The sequence below is a fragment of the Piscibacillus salipiscarius JCM 13188 genome, from assembly GCF_001311865.1.
Lineage (GTDB): Bacteria > Bacillota > Bacilli > Bacillales > Alkalibacillaceae > Piscibacillus > Piscibacillus salipiscarius.
The window spans coordinates 23,263-46,047 of record NZ_BBCD01000012.1 but is presented as its reverse complement, the minus strand read 5'-3'; the positions used below and the strand labels follow the sequence as shown (position 1 = coordinate 46,047).

Below are 22,785 nucleotides of genomic sequence, written 5' to 3'. Positions count from 1 at the left end.
CATTCAGGTAATCTTTTGAACGGAACGTGATGTTTTACCTCCTACACATTGGGAATACTAAGGAAAAAGTCATTTACCGGAGGTCAAATCATGTCTCATCAGAGGAAAATCCCTAAGGAAACAGGCTGGGATCATTCTATAGAATTATTAAGAGAAGGATATTATTTTATACTTAATCGAACTGGGAAATTTGATTCCAGAGTGGTTCTGACAAGGATATTAGGGGCAAAGACCATTTGTATGGTTGGAAAAAAAGAAGCGGAACTGTTCTATGATACAGATAAATTTTATAGAGAAGAAGCGGCTCCTACTAGCGCTCAAAAGACAATTCTAGGACAGGGTGGAGTACAAGGACTTGATGGGGAAGAACACCGGCACCGAAAAGCTATGTTCATGTCCCTAATGACAAAAGAGGCACTTAATGAAATTCAACAATTAACTAAAGAGGAATGGCAGAGTTATATAAACAAAGAAACAGATGAAGTAGAAATTTATGAAGCGGCAAAGGTTGTCTTAACTCGTATTGCTTTAAGGTGGACAGGTGTTCCTTACAAAGAAGAGGAAGTCCAGTATTGGGCATCTAACTTAAGCCCACTATTTGAATATGCATCTAAAATTGGACCAAAAAATATTAAATCTAGATGGTCGAGACAAAAACTTGAAAGTAAGCTTGAAGACTTAATTCAAAAGGTTAGAAAAGAACGTATTAACGTGGATCGATCTCGTGCATTTTACCAATTTTCCATGCACAAAGATTTAAACGGTGAGTTGCTAGATCAACATATAGCGGCCGTTGAATTATTAAACTTAATTAGACCGTTAGTAGCCATCGCGGTATATATTAATTTTACGTTTTAGGTTGGTTTGAGCATCCTGAACAGGTGAAAGCTATTAAAAATGGTGAGCTCAACTCCGAGCAATTTATTCAAGAAGTTCGCCGTTATTATCCATTTTTCCCATTTGTTGTTGCGAGGGTCAGAAAAGATTTTACGTGGAATAATTATATTTTTAAAAAAGATACGGTAACATTTTTAGACCTTTATGGAACGAATCATGACCCTGAAATATGGGATGAACCAGATGAGTTTAAACCTACACGATTTAATGGATGGGAGGGAACCCCATTTGATTTCATTCCTCAAGGTGGAGGAGAGTTTGATATTGGACACCGTTGCGCAGGAGAATGGATTACGATTAAAATTCTAAAAACTACCTTGGAGTATTTCATAAATGAAGTGACGTTTGAGTTTCCTGATCAAGAACCAGAATATCAAATGAATGATATTCCCCCAAACCAAAGGTCATAATTAAAATGAAGGGCTAAATGATATGTTTAGCCCTTAATTATATTCTGATTTAATTCCGAATTTCGTTAGCTCTTTAACCACTCGAGAGATGGGGAGGCCTACAACATTGTAATAATCGCCCTTGATCTGTTTAACGAACATGGCGCCAATGCTTTGGATACCATAAGCACCAGCTTTATCGTAAGGATCATCTGTTGAGATATACCACTGGATGTCTTGTTTATCTAAAGGCCAAAACTCAACTTCAGTTCGTTCGACAAAAGTTTTTTCTTCTGTGTTCGTACGGATTGTAAACCCGGAGTACACGTCATGTATACTTCCACTCAATAGGGAAATCATGTGATAAGCTTCATCTTTACTTTTAGGTTTTTCAAATATTTTATTCTGAAAAGAGACGACTGTATCGGCTGACAGTATCACCTCATTAGAATCTAAAAGGTTGATGTGTCTGCTTTTAAACTGAGCTAAATGAGCCACTTTCTTTTCAGGGTTTTGTTCGGTGATTTGAGATTCATCGGCTTCTGGTTTTCTAATCGTAAAAGGAATATGAACTTGTTTGAGCAATTCCTGTCTTCTTGGTGATGATGAACCAAGGATTAATTTTGGTTCCATAAAATCCTCCTGTTTTTAATCAGTTTTTGAAATCGTTAAAATAATACATATAGGCAATAAGAGAAAGGATACGATTATGAGTTTAAATAAAGAAACCATCCGAGTTATGAATGTCAATATTTATTGCGAATATAACATTTCTGAGAAACCGCCGCTTATACTTATACACGGATATTTATCATCTACATATACATTTCATCGAATCATGTCCAAGCTATCTGAGAATTATTCAGTTATAGCTATTGACTTACCAGGCTTTGGTCGTAGTGAAAAATCTAAGTCATTTCGCTATTCGTTTGAGAACTATGCTCAATTGATTAAAGAAGTTATGGATTATTTTCATATAACGCGGGTTACATTAGTCGGTCATTCGATGGGTGGTCAAGTTAGTCTGAATGTGGCTAAATTTTACCCAGAAAAAGTCTCAAAATTAATTTTATTAAATAGTTCTGGGTACTTAAAGCGAGCGAACCAATTATTAATCTTAAGTTCATACTTACCATTTTCCATCGCTATGTCCATTATCATATTAACAAACATGATGTAAAAGAAGAGCTTAAAAAAGTTTTATTCAATCATTCATTAATTACGGATGAAATGATGGAAGAATATAAAAGACCTTTATTGGAAAAGGACTTTCCCCACTCATTGATTCGCTTACTTAGACATCGTGAAGGTGATTTGTCTTCACAAGATTTAAATCAAATTTATACACCAGCTTTATTAATTTGGGGAAAACAAGATGAGGTTGTCCCATTTAAGGTTGGGCAAAAGCTTGCATCAGAACTTCCTAATGCGAACCTCATTGCGTATGATCAAGCTGGTCATTTAATCACTGAGGAAAAACCTGTTGAAGTAGTGGAACAAATTCTTAAATTTGCTTAAAACCCATTATCTTGACTTCAAGATATTTTATCGTTACAATAGCAAATGTGCTTACAAAAAGTAAGTTTACAACTAGAAGGGAGTTTTTTAACATGGCAATTAATTTAGCAATTGTATATTACAGCTCAACAGGAACGAATTATCAAATGGCAAAATGGGCTGAAGAAGCAGCTCAAGAAGCGGGTGCCAACGCTAAAGTTCTCAAAGTGGAAGAACTTGCACCTAAAGCCGCAATTGAGTCAAATCCTGCTTGGAAAGATCACTATGAAGCAACTCAAGACGTACCTGTTGCGTCTTCAGATGATATTGAGTGGGCAGATGCGATTATCTTCAGCACACCTACTCGTTTCGGTAACTTACCATCTCAGATGAAGCAATTCTTAGACATGCAAGGTGGCCTTTGGGCTAATGGAAAAACGATTAATAAAGTCGTAAGTGCGATGTCATCAGCTTCAAATGCTCATGGTGGTCAAGAAGCAACTGTACAAGCACTTTATACGTCTATGATGCACTGGGGTGCCATCATTGCAGCGCCTGGTTATACTGATCCAGTTCAGTTTGCTTCTGGCGGCAACCCGTATGGCGTAAGTGTTACGGTTGATCAAGAAGGTAACATGGTTGAAGATGTTAAAGACGCTGTTAAGCACCAAGCTAAACGTACGATTGAAGTTGCATCATTAGTTAAAAAAAGGTCAAGAAGTTAACGCATAATGTTTGTCAAAGCACCAATCAATTTTGATTGGTGTTTTTATATTTTGTGATTGTCTAACCTAATAAGCTTGAGAAACTAAAATTTAGATTCAAATTGAATTTAAAAATTATTAATATCATAAACCATTTAGGGCAAATTAAACATAAATTTACTATATGTAAAGAGGGGTTAACATGAGCACAGGCGGTTTAAACAATTTAACAGCCTCAGAAATAACCAATTTGTGGAACACCTATATGAATGACTCTGGAGCTATTTGTCACTACAAATATCAATTAAATCATGTTGATGATCCAGATATTAAGCAAATTTTAGAATTAGCTTTGAGTATCTCAGAGTCACATGTTAAACAAATTGAAGGATTTTTTAATCAAGAAAATTATCCTGTTCCTCATGGGTTTAAACTTGATGAAGATGTGGATGTAACAGCTCCAAGGTTATTTACGGATGTGTATTTCCTTACCACCACTTCACAAATGGGGGAAAATAGGAGTCAATAATTATGGTAATGCCATTACAACAGCTGTTCGAGATGATGTCTTTGAGTTTTTTCATAACTGTTTAGAAGAATCTGTAAGTTTAATTCAAAAGTCAAAGTCAATTCTTTTAGATAAAGGACTTTATGAAAGATCGCCATATTTACCTACACCTGATAACTATGACTTTGTTAAAGACAATAACTTTCTGGCTGGATTCTTTAAAGAAAAAAGGCCGTTAACTGGTGCAGAAATTATGAATTTTATGCCAATTACGAACGGAATGCATTAGGTGCAGCAACCATGATGGGATTTAGCCAAGTAACCAAAAATCGTGACGTCGCAGATTACTTCTTAAGAGGTAAAGAAATTGCAAATAAACATTGCGAGATTTTGTTCGTATTTAAAGAAGTTCGATACTCCTCAACCAATGACATGGGATTCTGAAGTAACGGATTCAACGACTTATGTTTATTCAGACCGTAAGATGATGTTTTATACGTCAGCTTTGAATGGGTTAAGTATTGCTTATTATGGCGCAGCAATGGCCGCAAGCCCACGCCGTGATATAGGATTAACTTATTCAAGGTTAGTATCTGAATTGGTTAAATATGCAGATGCTGGCACTCGTCTTATGATTGAGAATGGTTGGATGGAAGAGCCTCCTAGATCTGTCGACCGAGATGAGCTGAGTAAAAAGAATAAGAAGTAAACAAAAGCTACCGACTTCGGTAGCTTTTTGTTTATATATGTAAAGGTTGGTGTTAACATATTAAAATTAGTAATAACTAGAGCTTTTCTAGTTTGTTGAAGAGTTATAGTTAAATTTAACCAATATTAAATTCCACCGATTCCCAATGACAATTATCCCGAATTTTCTGTATAATAGGACATAAGCACCAGAGAATCGAGAGGGGAAGGACTTTGTTAAAAAAGAAATGGGTTAAGGTCGGGATAGGATTATTAGTTTTACTAATGTTAATAGATATATTTGCGAGTTTTTATTTTTATGATTTAGCTATTAAACGTGAAAAGAAAGACTTTCTGCAAAATAATGATGATTTAGTCGTGTCTCGTGAAGCCATGGACGTGTTTGTAAGTGGTGGTTGGCGTGAGTGGGTCGATAATCAAAACTTCGAATACTGGGAACTTCAGTCGTTTGATGATTTAAGACTGCAAGGTTACTATTTAGAAGCTGAAGAACCTACTAATAAAACCGTAGTGTTTGCTCATGGTTATTTGGGTCGAGCTAGAGACATGGGGCTTTACGGTGAATATTATTATGAAGAACTAGGGTATAACATGCTTTCAGTAGATTTGCGAGGCCATGGCCAAAGTCAAGGGGATTATATAGGCTTTGGTTGGCATAGTCGGTTGGACTTAGTTGACTGGGTGAACAAGTTAGTTGAAAAACAAGGTGAAGATACGGAAATTATCCTTCATGGCTTATCAATGGGAGCTGCGTCCGTCTTAATGGCTAGTGGAGAGGACATGCCCTCAAATGTGAACGCGATTGTAGCTGACAGTCCTTATACGAGTGTGTATGATTTGTTTGACTATCAAATGGGACGTATGTTTAATTTACCATCATTTCCTATACTAGATTCGACTAGTCTAGTAACTAAAGCGAAAGCCGACTATTCATTAAAAGAAGCTTCTGCATTAAAGCAAGTTAAAAAGGCAGAGGTCCCAATATTATATATTCATGGTAACAGCGATGATTTTGTGCCAACGAGAATGACGAAAGAATTGTACAAACATACGAATAGTGAAGCGCAAATTAAGGTTTTTGAAAACTCAAGTCACGGTGAAGCCTTTGCGATTTATCGTGATGAATATATTGAGACATTAGAGCAATTCTTAAAAAAGTACATGGAGTAAATTAAAATTGCGTCAGAAAACTTTCAAATACAAATATTTTTTTGCACGTGAATTTATATTTGGATTCACGTGCTTTTTTGACTAAAAAATATATGAATTTTCTTTTCAAAACAAAGGGAAATATAAAATGTAATTGAATTAAATTAGGGACTTAGAAATTTCCTAAGCCCCTTACATAGTATTCAAATATAAATATTTAGTACCTTCCAATATCATTGAAATTCCTTTGAATTCCGTCCATTCCTGGTTCCCAGTTGGCAGGTACCCCTAAACCAGTTTCACGTCCAAATTGTATTCCTTTCATGAGTCTCAAGATCTCATCGGAACTACGACCTACTTCTCTAGGGTAAATCATTTTGGAAACAATGATTCCGTCTGGATCAACGATAATCGTTGCTCGAAAAGACGTCCCGGATTCTTCATCCAATACACGGTACCCACGGCTAATTCGCTGATTGCGGTCGCTCACTAACGGGAACTCGACTGTCATTGCAGATGGTGAAGTTTCCTTAAAAACTTTGTGAGCAAACACACTATCTGTACTTATTCCGAGAACTTCAGTATTCATAGATTGAAGTTCAGGATATATGGCAGCAACTGCTGCGAGTTCAGTAGGTCAGACAAAGGTGAAATCACTTGCATAGAAAAATAGAATAACCCAAGACCCACGATAGTCCTCTAAATCAATGGATTGAATTTGATTATTAAATAATGCGTCTGCTGTGAATAATGGGGCTGGGTCATCGCGAGTTGCACAAAATGGTAATGTACGCTCATCTAACTCATCAACCGTAATAGGTGGATTGTTAGGTCTTTGCATGTTAGCCCTCCTTATAAATTAATAATGTATTATATTCAAGGAGAGCTTGATTGATTAATTCGTCTTTTGTCGCTTCAATTTTATAAAAATGATAACCCCTATAATAAGTAATGGAATTAAAACCGGTGATAACCCAACAATTAAAACGAGTAAGCTAGATGCGACTGATAATAGAAAATTAACCGTATTCATAAATAATTGTTTCGCTTTTGCTAGCGTATTTAAATCTTCTTGTGATTGAACGTTTGGCACATTTACTTTGCGTTCAGTGATATTGATGTGAATGGTTGAAAAAGCAACGTGGTTTTCTAAGTAATTCATACGGCCTTTGATTTGTTCAATTTCTTCTTGAACTTTGGAAAGGTCATCTGAGATTCTAAGCAAATCTTCTGTTTTTTCAGCTCCCTCCATAAATTGAAGAAGACGGGTTTCAACAGCTTCTTTTGCCTTTAGCCTAGATACCAGATCTACATATTCTTCCGATACATCTTCGCTTTGCTGGCTGCGACTTAAGATCTTTGAACTGTCTGTTTCTAATCCAGACATAAATGAATCAAAGTGATCTTGAGGAACTCGAACGACCATGTAACCTTCTTTTTTCTTGTGTTCACCTTGCAAATACTGATTGGATTCAACGATATATCCACCAATCTGATCAAGCTCCTGCTTAATACGTGAAGCCATACTACCGAAATCTTTAACCTCAACTTCAATATTTCCTTTATAAATAATCATCTGCTGTGTGCTATCAAAGTCTGTTGCTGATTTTTCCTCGGATTCATCAGCAACCTCTTCGGTGGATTGTTCAGATTGATTATTTTGCGAGAACCCTTCTTTTGATTGGCTTGACTCTTCAGCCATATCATATTCAGCTTCTCCTTCTGAACTTTCATTCGCTGAGTCGTTACTACATGCGTACAATCCCATCATTAAACAAAGACTAAGAAACACCACCCATTTTTCATTAAATTGACCCCCTAAATTTGTTTAGATATACAGTCGATTTAATTTAAGCAAAGTTACAGTTTTGATTAAGTAAAGTAATCTCAGGGAATATATTGTGATATAAACGACTTAGAAGGTGAACGATCATGCAGCTAAAAACAGTTATTAAAGGAACCATTATATTTGCTTTTATCATCGTACTATATGCTTTTCATGAACGTCTTTGGCATGTTTCTCCAGAAGATATTCGAACATTTATTTATATGGCTGGTTGGTTTGCCCCAGCGTTCTATTTATTATTGTTTATGCTAAGACCTTTAGCGTTATTTCCAGCCTCAGTGTTCTCAATCGTTGGCGGATTAGCATTTGGCGCATGGTGGGGTTCAATACTTGCTTTTATTGGTGCAACTTTAGGGGCAGTCGTGGCTTTCTGGATTGCACGTTATATGGGTGAAGATTCTTTCAAGAAACTTAAAAATAAAAAAGTACTTGAGTTAAAAAGCAACTTTGAGGAGAAAGGTTTCTTTTATATATTAATGCTTAGGTTTTTACCGATTGTAAACTTTGATCTTATTAGTTACGGGTGCGGTTTGTCGAAAGTACGGTTTAAAGATTTTCTTAAAGCAACGATGATTGGTATTATTCCAGGCACCTTGATATACAATTTCATGGGTGCTAGTTTAGTGGTGGGGAATCGTTGGACCATGACAGCCGTAATTATCTTATATGTCATCTTAATTATCGCACCAATTATCTGGAGAAAGAATTTAATGGGCAAAATTGAAAAAATGGATGAAAAAGTGACGGAGGGTTCATAGATGAAATTTTTACAGCAGAAAATGAAGCAAATCGATGGCAAGAGCTATAAAGCCTATAAAAGTCTACAAGGCAGTTATTATTTTTCTAATTACCATTTACACATTGATTATGTTCAAGGAGACCCGTTTGCAGCTCCTTCAAAAATTCGTTTAACGATTCCACGAAAATATCAAGAAATTGACCAATCCTGGTTAGAGACAGAAAGACGTAACACTTATATTGAAGATTATATGGCACGCAGGGTGCAGCAAGCAGTTTTTAAAGAGAATACGCACGTTAAAGGAAGCGGCAAAAGTGGCATGGTCGCAATAGATGGTCCTGACCAGGCAATTTTAAAACGTTCTGCCGTTAAGCTTACTGAAGATGACGTGACAATCTGTTTATCAGTTGGGCTGCCGGCAAATGGTCGCAGAATTAATGGAAAAGAGGCGGAAAAGCTTTTCTTTAAAGCTATTCCTTCTATCCTGCAGCATTCTATTTTTGATCTAAAACCAGAGGATCTAACAAACTCGATGCAGTTGGCCGACCAACATGATGCCATTCGAGAAAAAATGAAGGAAGAGAATTGGATTGCGTTTATTGCAAATGGAGCTATTTTACCAAGAAAAAGTGGCGTTAGTACAAAGCCTTTAAATGATGCAGTACCTTTCCAAAGTCCAAAAGAGAATGAAGTGTCATTTGAAATTCCGTATCGTGATCAACCATTAGCGGGAATGGCCATTAAGAAAGGCATTACATTAATTGTTGGTGGCGGATTTCATGGTAAAAGTACATTGCTTGAAGCACTTGAACAAGGGGTATATGAGCATATTGCCGGTGATGGAAGAGAATATGTTTTAACAGATCCTAGTGCAGTTAAAGTTCGCGCTGAGGATGGCCGGAGCATTAGTAAAGTCAATATTTCACCATTTATTAATGATTTACCAAACAGTTCTGATACAAGTACATTTACAACAGAAAACGCAAGCGGAAGTACATCGCAAGCTGCGAACGTCATGGAGGCTCTCGAAGCTGGGGCATCGACTCTTCTAATCGATGAGGATACAAGTGCGACAAACTTCATGATACGTGATGAACGCATGCAACAACTGGTGGTGAAGGATAAAGAACCGATTACCCCGTTTGTTCAAAAGGTTAAACAATTGCGTGATGAATTAGATGTTTCAACGGTACTGGTTATGGGTGGTTCAGGTGATTATTTTGATATTGCTGACAATGTCATCATGATGGACCGTTATGTGCCAGTTAATGTAACCAATGAAGCACGTGAAATTGCCAAAAATCATCCAGTTGAGTGGCCGAATGCATTAAATGAATTCGGTTCTTGGACAAATCGAACGGTCGTGACTAATTCAATTAAAAACAAATTAGGTAAAAAAGCTAAAGTTCAAGCAAAGAGTCGTCACACCGTCATGATCGGACGCGATGCTATTGACCTATCATTAGTTGAACAAATTGTCGATGATTCCCAAACAAGAATGGTTGCAAATATGTTAAAATATATGGCGATGCATGCACCATTTAAAGAGGATCTAACTCTAACTGAATGGTTGGATCACTTTGAAAAAGAAATGCAGCAGAAAGGCCTAAGTTTTACACAAAAAATCAAGAACAGCACCCAGGCGATTTAGCAGAGCCGAGACGATTTGAAATCGCGGCTGCTATTAATCGCTTGAGGAAAATTAAAATAGACTAATTATCGGGTGAAGTGTCCGTATTCCGTGTAGAATTGTTCGTATCGGCGGACCTTGTGTCCGTATTTTGCTTAGAAGAGTCCTTATCTACGGATTATTTGTCCGCATATCGTATTAAAGTGTTCACATTTCCGGCTACACTGTCCGTATTTCGCTTAGTTGTGTTCGCATAGGCGATTTAATTGTGCGTATATTGTCCATAAATGTTCGTATCAGCGACTTAATTGTCCGCATTTCGAATAAAAAGATCGCATTAATGAATCATTTGTCCACATCAAGTTAGTCTTAAATTAATTTCGCTTCAAATTCGACGTAATTTTTTATAAAAAGGAGGGTCGTGCGTGGATATTAAGCAATTAAAAAAGATTTAATTAAATATAGTGAGGAAATCGGTGTTCAAAAGATCGGTTTTACAACTACAGATACGTTTGACACACTAAAGCAGCGTTTAATTGTACAACAGTCTTTGAGTTTCCAGTCCGGTTTTGAAAAGGGCAGCATTGAAGAACGCACGACTCCAACACAGCTAATGCCAAAGGCTCAATCAATTATTTCAATTGCTTTAGCCTATCCATCTCGTATGAAAAATGCTCCGAAAAGTCGAAAAGGTGAGCGCCGAGGGATTTTCGCACGAGCTTCTTGGGGAAAAGACTATCATGATGTTTTAAGAGAAAAGCTTAACCTGTTAGGTGAGTTTTTACAAGAAAAGCTAGATGGAGCCGCTTATAAAGCCATGGTTGATACAGGTGAGTTATCTGACCGGGCTGTGGCTGAGCGAGCAGGAATCGGTTTTGTTGGAAAAAACTGCAACCTCATTACAGAAGAATATGGCTCATGGGTCTATCTTGGTGAATTGATCACCAATATTCCGTTTGAACCAGACGAACCAATTGAAGAAGGGTGCGGGGATTGTAATATCTGTGTGGATTCTTGTCCGACAGGCGCTCTCATTGAAGGCGGTCAGCTTAATGCCCAGCGCTGCGTAGCTTACCAGACGTTAACGAAAAACTTTCTACCAGATGAGTTTCGCGAAAAGTTAGGTAATCGCATTTACGGATGTGACACGTGTCAGCTAGTTTGTCCAAAGAATAAAGGCATGGATTATCATCTACATCCTGAGATGGAACCAGACCCTGAGTTAGCTAAACCAAAACTCATTCCACTTCTTAAAATTTCAAACCGGGAATTTAAGGAGAATTTCGGGAACATGTCAGGTTCTTGGAGAGGCAAGAAACCGATTCAACGTAACGCTATCGTTGCCTTAGCACATTATAAAGATGAAACATCAATTGAGACATTAGAAGACCTCATGCATAATGACCCAAGACCTGTCATTCGGGGTACTGCGGCTTGGGCTATAGGGAAAATCGGACGATCAGACGCATGCGAAATGATTGAAGAAGCAATGTCTAAAGAAACTGATGATGATGTTTTATTTGAGATGGAAAAGGGTTAGATTTTTTCAAGGAAAAAGTATAAGGGGACGATGTTGATGAAACCTTTAAAAATGACGACGTTTGATTCACCAGTTGGCAATATTATTATTGGAGGCGACGGAGAGTCCATTTATTTGTGAAAATGGGTGAGTTAAATGCCCGAGATGAATGGATCGAGAAGTGGCGTCAAAAGCACGACATTGCAGAACCGGAATTTGTAGATGGTGCATACAGTCAGGCAATAGATGAATTTCTTCGTTATTTTAATGGGAACCTAAATCAATTTTCATTTGAGACAACTTTATTAGGAACTGAGTTTCAAAAACAAGTATGGAAGACGTTAGAAGAGATTCCCTATGGCGAGCAGTGGACATATAAGGATATCGCAAAATCTATTGGGAATATAAAAGCATTACGTGCTGTTGGTGGAGCGATCAATAAGAATCCAATTTCAATTGCGATTCCATGCCACAGAGTTATAGGCAGTGATGGATCGTTAACAGGTTATGCAAGTGGGCTTGATCATAAGCGCTTTCTACTACATCACGAAACAGCATCCGAACATTGGTTACACCAAACGAGTTAAAATATGCTATAATACATCTCGGTTATTAACGAATTAAAGAGGTGTCATCATGGGAATACATGTCGTTTTATATCAACCAGAGATTCCAGCTAATACAGGGAACATTGCAAGAACCGTGTTAGCAACTGGTTCAACATTACATCTAATTCGTCCTTTAGGCTTTTCAACAGAAGATAAAATGTTGCGCCGAGCAGGCTTAGATTACTGGCATGATGTGAATATTTTATATTACGATTCTTTAGATGAATTATATGAAAAGTACCCGAAGGCTAGCTTTTACTATATCGAAAACTTTGGAACTAAATACTACACAGACTATGACTATAGTAATCCAGAAGAAGATATATTCTTTGTATTTGGACGCGAAACAGACGGGATTCCAACGTCATTACTCGAAGGTTTAGAAGATCGATGCCTTAGAGTTCATATGACAGATCAAGTTAGATCATTAAATTTATCTAATACAGCAGCCATTATTGTATATGAGGCATTAAGACAGCAAGGTTTTCCGAAGTTAGATTAAAGGTTATTCCTATTGGAGTAGCCTTTTTTATTAATTATTGGTAAGGTGACCGAAAAATGTTGTTAGGAAGTTAGCAATTATCTTTAAATGTGTATTATAAAAGAAAAAGGAGCTTGGACTCGCCGCCAAGCTCCTTTTTAATATTATTTTTAGGTTGTCCTGGTTTTGCATCGTAACCAGCTGTGAAGATCGATACAATAAATGTAATACAAACTCCTAAAATAACTGCTAGTTTCATGAAGATCCACCTCTATTCAACATCATTAATTTTATTATAACCAAAAAATTTCTGATTGTGAACTATTGTCAAAATCTGTTCAAATTAAAATTAGCTCAAACTCGAATATTAATTGAATACATATAAGACAGGAGGTGTTCATTGATGGAATACAACTTGTCTTTAGAAGAGTATGTTCATCTTATTTTAAAAGGAACTTTTAGGCCTAAAAGAGCTCATGAGTTATTATACCATGCTGTTCAGTATGCCATTCAGAGCAATCACATTCCCAATGATGTTAACGAAGAGCTGATCAATCAAATTAATGAGCAGTACTTGCGCCCGGCAAGTTTAGGATATGATATTCAAAAACGTATGCTTATTTTAGTCGGACCACCCGGAAGCGGAAAATCAAGCATCGTTCGTTTTTTAAAAAGAGCATTAGAAACATATACGCAAACTGAAGAAGGCGCTATATATCAAATAAGCGGGTGTCCAATGCAAGAAGACCCTCTATTAGCCTTACCAGATGACGTGAGAGAACAGTTACCAATGACGGTTTGTGGAACGCTATCTCCTTATAACTTAATGCGTCTTAATGACGAATGGAAGGATTGGAAAGCAGTACCCGTTGAACGATTCTACATATCTAAATCAGGGCGGAAAGGAATTGGGACGTTTTTTCCCAGCAGACCCTTATACGCAAGATACCTCTGATTTAATTGGATCCATTGATTACGCGAATATAACTAAATATGGATCACCATCCGACCCTAGAGCATATAGATATGATGGTGAGTTTCAAGCTGCTAACAGAGGCCTATTAGAATTACAGGAAATATTCAAGGCAGAACCCAAATTACTATACCCTTTTTTATCACTAGCAGAAGAAAATCAGTATAAAATATCTAGACAATCGATGTTGTCAGCTGATGAGGTTGTGGTTGGACATACAAATGAACCCGATCTACTACGAGTCACAACAGATGAACCATCTCCTGTTTTAAATCGAATGGTGTTTATAAAAGTTGGCTACACGCTATCTATTAATCATGAGGTTAATATTTACAAACAAAAATATTAAAGCAAGACTGCAAACGTTTGGGGTATCAGGCCTTAGAAGCCTTGGCTGCTGCTCTTATATTCACCAGAATGAAAAAGCCCCTTAAAGGACTTACGAAGATTGAAACACTAGAACATTTTAATAAGCAGAAACAGTTTGAATCATCTATGATAGGACTTGATCCACGCTATGCGTTTCAGGTTTTGTCTATTGTTTGTGCAAAAAAACTTGAAACAAATCGGTGCTCATGATTTACTAGATGAATTGAAAAGGATTATTCAAGAGGATTATCGCTTACCCCATGAATTAAAAGATGGAGTGATGTATAACATTCAAATAGCTTATAAGTACTATGATTTTGAATGGCTGAAGCTACTTAGATCCATAATAGAAAGAACAGATTCAGAAGCCATCCATCACTTTATACAACATGACCAAAAGCAAATACATAATGCACTAGGAATGGATGATAGCAACCAAACCGAACTGAAATCTTCTTTAGAATATTTAAATGTGGATTTAACTAGAATCACGTTAGAGGAGCTCCCCTCAGATGCTAAAGAGGTGATTATTGATTCATATATTTTAAGTAAAAAAGCTCAACTGGAAGAGTGGTTTAAGGTAACTATTCTGCCTGCTTTGAAGCGTCAAGGGCACTATATTGACCAAACTCAGCAAGACCAGTTATTAAACCTCTTGTCTGAAGGAGTAAGAAGCTATTTTTAATTATATGCGTTAATCCGACAATTTTTGTTGTGTTTACCTTTTCTATTGGTAAATTTTCATATATACTAATTGTGATGATTATGATGTTTTTAAGTTATGATTTTATAATTGTTTGTGAATACTCTAGAAAGGGTAAACAATTCGATAGAGATAACTTAAAAAACTGCTAATAAAACAAGTAGAAATAATTACTTATTCGAAAACTGATGGGGGTAGTAAACAGTGGCAATCAAAGGGTCTAATGACAATGTTTGGGATGCTTTTCATGGTCCGAATATGGGCTATGTAGAAGAGCAGTATGATCTATACCTAGATGACCCTGATGCAGTTGATGAAACACTGCGTCATATGTTTGACGAACACGGAGCACCTACTTGGGTGTCTCAATCAACTGGTGAATCATCAACTAGTCAGTCAGCGACATCAACAGCTGATTTACAAAAGCTAACATCCGCGATGAAATTAGTTGAGGCAATCCGTAGACACGGACATCTAGAAGCGGATATTTTTCCAGTTGGAAAGCAGGATGATAGGTATTCAGCTTTAGTTGATCCTAAAAAATATGATTTAACTGAAGGTGACCTTAAACAACTTGATGCTAAACTATTAACACCAAAAGTACCAAGCAACGTTAGAAATGCTTGGGATTTTGTGCAGCATCTAAAAAGAAATATTCAGGAACGATTTCATACGAATTTAATCATATTCCTGACGATGATGAACGCGAGTGGCTCTACACGAAAGTAGAAACTGGCGCTTTTGATGTTTCTGTAGATAATGAACAAAAGAAACAGATTTTAAAGCGTTTAGGCGATGTTGAAGGCTTTGAACAGTTCTTAGCTAAGACGTTCGTGGCCCAGAAGCGTTTCTCTATAGAAGGTTTAGATGTCATGGTGCCGATGCTAGATCGTATGGTGATGAATGCTCATAAAGATGATGTAGATCATATTATGATGGGAATGGCTCACCGTGGTCGCTTAAATGTATTAGCTCATGTATTAGGTAAACCTTATGAAATGATTTTCTCTGAGTTTGCTCATGCACCGGATAAAACTTTAGTACCATCAGAAGGTTCAACAGGTATTAACTATGGTTGGACAGGTGATGTAAAATATCACTTTGGTGCAAACCGTGAGTATGTTGAAGGCGATGAAAGTAAAACAAGGATTACACTAGCACACAACCCATCTCACCTAGAGTTTGTTAATCCCGTTGTAGGTGGGTATACACGTGCGGTACAAGATCAGCGTGATGAGAGTGGCTATGCAAAGAATGATGTTAATAAAGCATTTAACATTCAAATTCACGGAGATGCAGCATTCATCGGTGAAGGTGTTGTTGCGGAGACGTTAAACCTATCCCAATTACGAGGATATGAAACGGGTGGATCCATCCATCTAATTGCGAATAACTTAGTAGGTTTCACAACTAACCACCAAGATGGACGCTCAACTAAGTATGCAAGTGATTTAGCAAAAGGATTTGAAATTCCTGTTATTCATGTCAATGCAGATGACCCAATTGCATGTTTAACTGCAGTTGAATTTTCATATCAGTACCGTAAACAATTCAAAAAAGATGTATTAATTGATTTAGTTGGTTATAGACGTTATGGGCACAATGAAATGGATGAACCAAGAGGTACGCAGCCTCAGCTTTATCAAGATATCGATAATCATCCAACTGCATATGAAGTTTATGCTAATCGTCTTGTTGAAGAAAAAGTATTATCTGAAGAAGAGTCTAAAACATATAAAGAAGACGTAAAGAAACAGCTTCGTGAAATTTACGACAACATGAAGGAAAGCGAATTTAAAGATCCTTCAGTTCCTGATTTACCTGATGAAGTTGTAAATGGATTGGATCAAATTGAAACAGCCGTTGAACTAGATGCATTGAAGAAGCTTAATCAAGATATGTTAAACGTCCAGAAGGATTTGAAGGGTTTAAGAAACTTGAAAAAATCCTTAAGCGCCGTGAAAAAGCATTCGATGATGGCGAGAAAATTGATTGGGCTTTAGGTGAAGCCTTAGCATTTGCTTCAATTTTAAAAGACGGAACGCCAATTCGTATGACAGGCCAGGATTCTGAACGTGGTACGTTTGCGCATCGTCATGCCGTATTAAATGATGTCAATACTCAAGAAAAATACAGCCCTTTCCATGGTCTGGAAGATGCTAATTCATCATTCAGCATTTACAACAGTCCGTTATCTGAAGCTGGTGTTCTTGGGTTTGAATATGGCTACAGTGTTCAGTCAGATGATACTTTAGTACTTTGGGAAGCACAGTATGGTGACTTTGCGAATGCGGCTCAAGTCATTTTTGATCAGTTCATTGCAGCTGGCCGTGCAAAATGGGGCCAAATTGCAAGTATGGTTATGCTATTGCCTCATGGTTATGAAGGTCAAGGCCCAGAGCACTCAAGTGCACGCCTAGAGCGTTTCTTACAGTTATCAGCTGAAAATAACTGGACAGTTGCTAATGTGACAACTTCAGCTCAGTACTTCCATTTATTACGTCGTCAAGCTGCGATTGTAGGAACAGAAGCTGCTCGTCCGCTTGTACTTATGACACCGAAGAGTCTAATTCGTAACCAACGAGTAGCCGTTGAAGCTGAAAAATTATCAAATGGCAAATTCTTAAGCATTCTTGAACAAGAAGGAATTGGAGAAAAGCCAGATAACGTCAAACGACTTGTTATAGGTAGCGGAAAAATCATGGTTGATATTGAAGAAGAGTTAGAGGATCGAGATCCTAATGAAGAGATTCACATTGTTCGTTTAGAACAAATTTATCCTTTCCCTGATAAAGAGCTACAAAAGATATTGAAAAAATATAAAAATGTAGAAGAGATTGTTTGGGTACAAGAAGAACCTAAGAATATGGGTAGTTGGGATTTTGTTAAAGAAAGAATTCAGTCCATCAAAAAGGTTAAACAGAAGCTTGAATATGTTGGACGCCCTTATCGTTCTTCACCAGCTGTTGGTAGTCCGAACATTCATAAGTCAGAACAAAATCGAATTATTAATGAAGCATTAACGCTCGATTAAAGGAGGAAATGAAAGTGAAGGAAATTGTAGTTCCTGAATTAGCCGAATCGATTACAGAAGGTACGGTTGCTGAATGGCTTGTCTCAAAAGGCGATAAAGTTGAAAAAGGTGACCCAGTTGTAGAATTAGAAACAGACAAAGTTAATGTTGAAGTAAACTCAGACTTCTCTGGTGTGATCGCAGAGGTTTTAGTTGAAGAAGGTGATGATGTAGAAGTAGGCGATGTCATTGCTAAAGTAGATGAAAACGGTGAAGCATCAGGATCAGATGACTCCGATGATTCTAGCGACAAAGAAGAGAAGAAAGAAGAGCCGAAGAAAGAAGAAAAATCTGAAGCTAAAGAAGAGTCGCCTCAAACTGATGAAGAAGGCGAAAGTGATAATCAAGCTGATCAACCAGTAGCATCGCCTGCGACACGTAAAAGGGCTCGTGAATTAGGTATTGATTTAAGCGAAATCAAACCTAAAGATCCAGTAGGACGCATCTCTAAAGAAGATGTTGAAGCTGCTGCGAGTGCTAAAGCTGACTCAGGTAAGAAATCTTCTAAGAAAGAAGAAAAATCTGCTGAGAAAACAGAGTTTGATAAGCCGGTTGTACGTGAGAAAATGTCACGTCGTCGTCAAACCATTGCGAAACGTCTAGTTGAAGCGCAGCATACAGCTGCTATGCTAACTACATTTAACGAAGTAGACATGACAAATATGATGAAAGTTCGTTCTGAGCGTAAAGAAGCATTCCAAGAAAAACATGGTGTTAAACTTGGTTTCATGTCATTCTTCACTAAAGCTGTAGTTGGAGCACTTAAAGAATTCCCATTAGTCAATGCGGAAATTCAAGGCGATGAAGTTGTTAAGAAGCAATTCTACGACATCGGAGTTGCGGTATCAACTGAAGAAGGTCTAGTTGTACCAGTTGTTCGTGATGCAGATCGTCTAAGCTTTGCAGGAATTGAAAGCGAAATTGGTGAACTTGCGAAGAAAGCTCGTGATGGTAAATTAGGATTAAAAGATTTACAAGGCGGATCATTCACCATTACTAACGGTGGTATTTTCGGTTCATTATTATCAACACCAATCCTAAACACTCCTCAAGTAGGTATTTTAGGAATGCACAAGATCGAAAAACGCCCTAAAGTAATGCCAGATGATTCAATCGAGGTTCGTCCTATGATGTACATCGCGATGTCTTACGACCACAGAATCATTGATGGCCGTGAAGCCGTACAATTCCTTGATCGAGTAAAACAAATGATTGAAGATCCTTATGATCTATTACTAGAAGGTTAAATAATTGAAGCCCGTTCTGTTTTAAGAGCGGGCTTTATTTATAATTAGCGGTTTCTAATCATATAAATTTTAAAAAAGTTAAGGAGCGTATATAATGCATTATGAACAACAGCCACCAACTTTTTTTCATAAGAGGCCGCCGATTATAACTCAAAAAGTTCAAAAACAAGCAAAGACGAAAAGCCGTATACCAATTAGCGATGAACAACTTAAAAGATTATTATTACAGCACAAACCATCAAATTATATTCATACACAAAAAATAAATATAAAAAGAACACTATTAACTCACTTAGCCTATCAAAAAATTTAGAAGAAAGTATTAACTTCAATAGGATTAAACTTACTAACCATCTTGCTGTAAAACTTTTACTAGTTGATACCTCCTATTCAATGAATCCCCATACAGAAACCATTCGCTATTATCTTAAAAACTGGAATTATGACATCATCTTATTCCATGATCAAAGCATTTTCGATTATAATAAAAGTGAAATTCCTCTTCCGAAATTTATAGGAGGAACGTCTTTTTTATACACCTTTAAAGCAAATAAAAGAAACTAAAATAAAGGCCGAAATCTTACATTTAACAGACGGAGATAATTCTCCTAATGACCAAACCAAAACAGAACAAATCGTTAAACTACTATCTCAAAAAGGATCTACATATAAACGAATAATTATAAAAGAAGATCATTAGGTTAAGATAAATATAGCTAAAACCCTTGAAATCGAACTATTCGCAATTATCGAACTTTTATTTACCAATATTTTTATAAGATTAAAGTGTTGTTAAGTTTAAGAAAAGTTGCTACAATCTAAAATTGTGATATGATTCTTTAGACTTAAAGGGAGGACAAGATCGTGGGTATAATATTAGATATTATCTTTGCAATAGCAGCGATAGCAATTGTGTTAGCGATTGCATGGTTCATGTCAAATGATAAAAAGAGCATACCATTTAAAGGAATCGCTTTCATGCTGATCGCTCAGCTATTAATTACTTGGTTTATGTTTAATACACCAATCGGTAAAATGATTATTACGACCATATCAGATGTTTTCAATAAACTGATTGAGTTTGGTAAGGTTGGTGTCGACTTCGTCTTAGGTGGAATTTCAATTGAGTCTGAGGCAAGTGTATTCTTCTTTGACGTACTATTAATTATTGTATTCTTTGCTACTATTTTATCCGTTTTAACTTATTTAAGAATTTTGCCTTGGTTAATTCAATTTTTAGGCGGGGTTATTTCGAAAATTACAGGTTTACCGAAAATTGAGTCATTCAATGCGGTTAACAGTATGTTCTTCGGACAATCTGAAGCACTACTTGCAATTAAATCTCAGTTCCATCGTGTAACTGAAAACAGATTATACATTGTAAGCGCTTCTGCTATGGGATCAGTATCAGCTTCAATCGTTGGTGCTTACCTACAAATGTTACCTGAGCAATACGTCTTAGTGGCAATTCCACTTAACATGTTCAGTGCATTAATCTTAGCTTCTATTATTGCACCTGTAAGTGTTGAGGATGAAGATGATGCAGTCGATATCAAAGATGTATCAGAATCTAAAAGTGTATTCGAGGCAATGGCTAATGGTGCCTTAGATGGTGGTAAAATCGCCCTAATCGTTGCTACTATGTTAATTGCGTTCTTAGCTTCATTAGAACTAGTTAACTTTGTATTAGGTGCAATCGCAGGTGGATTAACACTTCAAGAAATCTTAGGTTGGATTTTAGCACCAATTGCGTTCTTAATGGGTGTACCAGCTGGTGAAATCGCTCAAGCTGGTGGTATCATGGGTCTTAAAGTTATTACCAATGAATTCGTTGCTATGTTAGAATTACAAGCTGCAATGGATGGCATGTCTGAAAAATCTATTGGTGTCATCTCAGTATTCTTAACAAGCTTTGCTAACTTCTCATCAATTGGTATTATCGCAGGTACTGTTGCTGGTATTAGTAGTGAAAAAGGTAAAGTTGTTTCTCGTTTCGGGATGAAATTATTAATTGGTGCGACTTTAGCATCAATCTTGTCTGCTACAATTGCAGGACTATTTATCTAATGTAAGTAAAGCTTGGATCTTGATGGTCCAAGCTTTTTTATGTTTACACCCATATGTTTTGTGAAATATGAATATTAGACACAAATGAAAGGGTGTTAACGATGCAAACATTTGGTTTACTTACTGATGGAAAATGGCAAGAAAAAGATGAAAAGATTGATGTATTAGATAAAACAAATCAAGAAGTCTATGCAAAAGTATCAAAAGCTGAAGAAAAAGATGTGACTGCTGCCGTCGATTCAGCAGAACAGGCATTTCAAAATGATTTAACGACACCTTACGAACGTTATGAAATTTTAATGAAAGTCGCTCAATTACTTAAAGATCATAAAGAGGAAATTGCTAAAAACATTACTCATGAAGCAGGAAAGCCGATAAAACAGGCTCGTTCTGAAGTCGATCGTGCGGTTGAGACAACCCTTTTATCTGCTGAAGAAGCGAAACGATTAGCTGGTGAAGGTGTTCCAATAGAAGGTGCGCCAGGTAGTGAAAACCGAATGGCCTTTACCATTCGTGTACCAGTCGGAGTCGTTGCTGCAATTAGTCCATTTAATTTTCCTTTAAATCTAGTCATGCACAAAATTGGACCAGCACTCGCAGCAGGAAACACGGTCGTGCTTAAGCCTGCAAGCGCCACGCCTACTACAGCATTAATTTTAGCAAAATTGTTTGAGGAAGCTGGTCTTCCTGCTGGTGTATTAAATGTGGTTACGGGGAAAGGCTCGGAAATTGGTAAATGGTTAACACAAGATGAACGAATTCAGTTGTTCACGTTCACAGGAAGCGCTGAAGTTGGTCTTAATATTAAACAGAACACTGGAATGAAGAAACTGGTTATGGAACTCGGAAATAACTCACCCGTAATTGTAGATTATGATACAAACGTTAAAGAAGCTGCACAAGTCATTGCTGCGAAAAGCTATGCCTATGCAGGACAAGTATGTATATCAGTTCAGCGCGTCTATGTTGATGAAAAAGTCAAAGATGAATTCGAAAGCGAGTTATTAACTGCCATTAATAACCTCAATATAGGTGATCCGTTTAATGACGATACGGACTTAGGCCCGATGATTTCTGTAGAGGAAGCTGAACGTGCAGAAAAATGGGTTCAGGAGGCAAAAGAACAGGGTGCAACTGTTTTAGTTGGAGGTAATCGAAAAGATAATTTCTTAGAGCCAACTGTGTTAACGAATGTCACTCAAGAGATGAAAGTTGTGTGTGACGAAGTGTTTGCTCCAATTCTTTCACTTATCACATACAGTGATTTAGATGATTGTCTAAAAGAGGTAAACCAATCTAACTATGGCTTACAAGGCGGCATTTTCACTAACAATATTAATAAGGCGATGAAAGCCGCACGTAAGATGGAGGTTGGTGGCATTATGATTAACGATGCTACTCAGTTTCGTGTCGATCTCATGCCATATGGTGGTATGAAAGATAGTGGTTGGGGCAAAGAAGGACCTAAGTACAGTATTAAAGAGATGACCGAAGAACGATTGATCGTTATGAACTTGAAGTAAGGATAACAAGCTGTGAATGATTCACAGCTTGTTTTTTAATGAAATTTCGGTACCTACGTTCATAAAGAGTGAAGTACCGTTAATAGATGCGAGAGTTACGTTCATAGAAAGGCGATAACCGTTTATAGAGAGAAGAGTTACGTTCATAGAAAAGT

23 protein-coding genes and 3 pseudogenes are annotated in these 22,785 nt (G+C 37.1%); 22 read left to right on the top strand and 4 right to left on the bottom strand.

Annotated elements, in window-relative coordinates:
* Positions 1-90 precede the first annotated feature (90 nt).
* A complete protein-coding gene (locus JCM13188_RS18850; protein ID WP_279401661.1) occupies positions 91-858 on the top strand; it encodes a cytochrome P450 family protein in 768 nt (255 codons plus the stop codon).
* A 23-nt stretch (positions 859-881) separates the two neighbouring features.
* On the top strand, positions 882-1,307 hold the full coding sequence (locus tag JCM13188_RS18845; protein ID WP_279401660.1) for a cytochrome P450: 426 nt from the start codon (positions 882-884) through the stop codon (positions 1,305-1,307).
* Positions 1,308-1,340: 33 nt separating this feature from the next.
* Here the strand turns inward: JCM13188_RS18845 and JCM13188_RS09650 are convergent, their stop codons facing one another.
* Positions 1,341-1,919, bottom strand: coding sequence for a Maf family protein (locus tag JCM13188_RS09650; RefSeq protein WP_054753750.1), 579 nt, complete (start codon positions 1,917-1,919; stop codon positions 1,341-1,343).
* A gap of 76 nt (positions 1,920-1,995) precedes the next feature.
* On the opposite strand from JCM13188_RS09650, the gene JCM13188_RS18840 reads away from it, so the two are divergent.
* The 7 genes and pseudogenes from JCM13188_RS18840 to JCM13188_RS09630 all read left to right on the top strand — a co-directional run bounded on the left by JCM13188_RS18840 (position 1,996) and on the right by JCM13188_RS09630 (position 5,873).
* The gene (locus JCM13188_RS18840; RefSeq protein ID WP_279401659.1) at positions 1,996-2,466 is read left to right on the top strand and encodes an alpha/beta fold hydrolase; all 471 of its coding nucleotides are present in this window, start codon (positions 1,996-1,998) and stop codon (positions 2,464-2,466) included.
* A gap of 53 nt (positions 2,467-2,519) precedes the next feature.
* The gene (locus JCM13188_RS18835; RefSeq protein ID WP_279401658.1) at positions 2,520-2,804 is read left to right on the top strand and encodes an alpha/beta fold hydrolase; all 285 of its coding nucleotides are present in this window, start codon (positions 2,520-2,522) and stop codon (positions 2,802-2,804) included.
* Positions 2,805-2,896: 92 nt separating this feature from the next.
* Positions 2,897-3,508 carry an NAD(P)H:quinone oxidoreductase gene (wrbA, locus tag JCM13188_RS09640; RefSeq protein WP_054753749.1) on the top strand — a complete coding sequence of 204 codons (612 nt, stop codon included), beginning with the start codon at positions 2,897-2,899 and terminating at the stop codon, positions 3,506-3,508.
* Between the two features lie 181 nt (positions 3,509-3,689).
* On the top strand, positions 3,690-4,016 hold the full coding sequence (locus JCM13188_RS18830; RefSeq protein WP_279401657.1) for a DUF3231 family protein: 327 nt from the start codon (positions 3,690-3,692) through the stop codon (positions 4,014-4,016).
* Positions 3,964-4,284, top strand: coding sequence for a DUF3231 family protein (locus tag JCM13188_RS18825; protein WP_279401656.1), 321 nt, complete (start codon positions 3,964-3,966; stop codon positions 4,282-4,284). Before JCM13188_RS18830 ends, JCM13188_RS18825 begins: the two co-directional genes overlap by 53 nt.
* An 11-nt stretch (positions 4,285-4,295) precedes the next feature.
* Positions 4,296-4,704: pseudogene (locus JCM13188_RS18820) on the top strand (DUF3231 family protein).
* Positions 4,705-4,916: 212 nt separating this feature from the next.
* The gene (locus JCM13188_RS09630; protein ID WP_279401654.1) at positions 4,917-5,873 is read left to right on the top strand and encodes an alpha/beta hydrolase; all 957 of its coding nucleotides are present in this window, start codon (positions 4,917-4,919) and stop codon (positions 5,871-5,873) included.
* 196 nt (positions 5,874-6,069) lie between these two features.
* On the opposite strand, the gene JCM13188_RS18815 is transcribed toward JCM13188_RS09630, so the two are convergent.
* Together JCM13188_RS18815 and JCM13188_RS09615 are read right to left on the bottom strand one after the other, a co-directional pair.
* Entirely contained in the window at positions 6,070-6,693 is a 624-nt protein-coding gene (locus JCM13188_RS18815; RefSeq protein ID WP_279401653.1) for a peroxiredoxin, read from the bottom strand.
* A gap of 54 nt (positions 6,694-6,747) precedes the next feature.
* Complete coding sequence (locus JCM13188_RS09615; RefSeq protein WP_279401652.1) at positions 6,748-7,623, bottom strand: DUF4349 domain-containing protein; 876 nt, start codon at positions 7,621-7,623, stop codon at positions 6,748-6,750.
* Positions 7,624-7,784: 161 nt separating this feature from the next.
* On the opposite strand from JCM13188_RS09615, the gene JCM13188_RS09610 reads away from it, so the two are divergent.
* The 5 genes and pseudogenes from JCM13188_RS09610 (at position 7,785) to trmL (ending at position 12,696) form a co-directional block, all read left to right on the top strand.
* A complete protein-coding gene (locus JCM13188_RS09610; RefSeq protein WP_054753745.1) occupies positions 7,785-8,456 on the top strand; it encodes a TVP38/TMEM64 family protein in 672 nt (223 codons plus the stop codon).
* A pseudogene (locus JCM13188_RS09605) lies at positions 8,457-10,153 on the top strand (ABC-ATPase domain-containing protein).
* A gap of 353 nt (positions 10,154-10,506) precedes the next feature.
* Complete coding sequence (gene queG / locus JCM13188_RS09600; RefSeq protein ID WP_054753744.1) at positions 10,507-11,607, top strand: tRNA epoxyqueuosine(34) reductase QueG; 1,101 nt, start codon at positions 10,507-10,509, stop codon at positions 11,605-11,607.
* A gap of 122 nt (positions 11,608-11,729) precedes the next feature.
* Entirely contained in the window at positions 11,730-12,173 is a 444-nt protein-coding gene (locus JCM13188_RS09595) for a methylated-DNA--[protein]-cysteine S-methyltransferase (RefSeq protein WP_054753743.1), read from the top strand.
* A gap of 49 nt (positions 12,174-12,222) precedes the next feature.
* Positions 12,223-12,696 carry a tRNA (uridine(34)/cytosine(34)/5-carboxymethylaminomethyluridine(34)-2'-O)-methyltransferase TrmL gene (gene trmL / locus JCM13188_RS09590; protein WP_054753742.1) on the top strand — a complete coding sequence of 158 codons (474 nt, stop codon included), beginning with the start codon at positions 12,223-12,225 and terminating at the stop codon, positions 12,694-12,696.
* A 94-nt stretch (positions 12,697-12,790) separates the two neighbouring features.
* On the opposite strand, the gene JCM13188_RS18810 is transcribed toward trmL, so the two are convergent.
* Complete coding sequence (locus JCM13188_RS18810) at positions 12,791-12,934, bottom strand: hypothetical protein (protein ID WP_279401683.1); 144 nt, start codon at positions 12,932-12,934, stop codon at positions 12,791-12,793.
* 144 nt (positions 12,935-13,078) lie between these two features.
* Between JCM13188_RS18810 and JCM13188_RS09585 the strand changes: the two genes are divergently transcribed.
* From JCM13188_RS09585 to JCM13188_RS09550, 8 genes and pseudogenes are all read left to right on the top strand, one after another.
* A complete protein-coding gene (locus JCM13188_RS09585; RefSeq protein WP_054753740.1) occupies positions 13,079-13,630 on the top strand; it encodes a P-loop NTPase family protein in 552 nt (183 codons plus the stop codon).
* The gene (locus JCM13188_RS09580; RefSeq protein ID WP_054753738.1) at positions 13,584-13,997 is read left to right on the top strand and encodes a hypothetical protein; all 414 of its coding nucleotides are present in this window, start codon (positions 13,584-13,586) and stop codon (positions 13,995-13,997) included. Before JCM13188_RS09585 ends, JCM13188_RS09580 begins: the two co-directional genes overlap by 47 nt.
* Positions 13,998-14,186: 189 nt before the next feature.
* The gene (locus JCM13188_RS09575) at positions 14,187-14,702 is read left to right on the top strand and encodes a hypothetical protein (RefSeq protein WP_054753735.1); all 516 of its coding nucleotides are present in this window, start codon (positions 14,187-14,189) and stop codon (positions 14,700-14,702) included.
* A gap of 276 nt (positions 14,703-14,978) precedes the next feature.
* Positions 14,979-17,791, top strand: a pseudogene (locus JCM13188_RS09570) (2-oxoglutarate dehydrogenase E1 component).
* The gene (gene odhB / locus JCM13188_RS09565; protein ID WP_054753733.1) at positions 17,769-19,040 is read left to right on the top strand and encodes a 2-oxoglutarate dehydrogenase complex dihydrolipoyllysine-residue succinyltransferase; all 1,272 of its coding nucleotides are present in this window, start codon (positions 17,769-17,771) and stop codon (positions 19,038-19,040) included. The pseudogene JCM13188_RS09570 and the gene odhB overlap by 23 nt, the downstream one beginning before the upstream one ends.
* A gap of 94 nt (positions 19,041-19,134) precedes the next feature.
* Positions 19,135-19,353 (top strand): hypothetical protein, encoded by a 219-nt coding sequence (locus JCM13188_RS09560; protein ID WP_054753731.1) that lies wholly within the window; start codon positions 19,135-19,137, stop codon positions 19,351-19,353.
* 560 nt (positions 19,354-19,913) lie between these two features.
* Entirely contained in the window at positions 19,914-21,107 is a 1,194-nt protein-coding gene (locus tag JCM13188_RS09555) for a NupC/NupG family nucleoside CNT transporter (protein WP_279401678.1), read from the top strand.
* A 101-nt stretch (positions 21,108-21,208) separates the two neighbouring features.
* Positions 21,209-22,630, top strand: coding sequence for an aldehyde dehydrogenase family protein (locus JCM13188_RS09550; protein WP_054753729.1), 1,422 nt, complete (start codon positions 21,209-21,211; stop codon positions 22,628-22,630).
* The last annotated feature ends 155 nt before the right edge of the window (positions 22,631-22,785 follow it).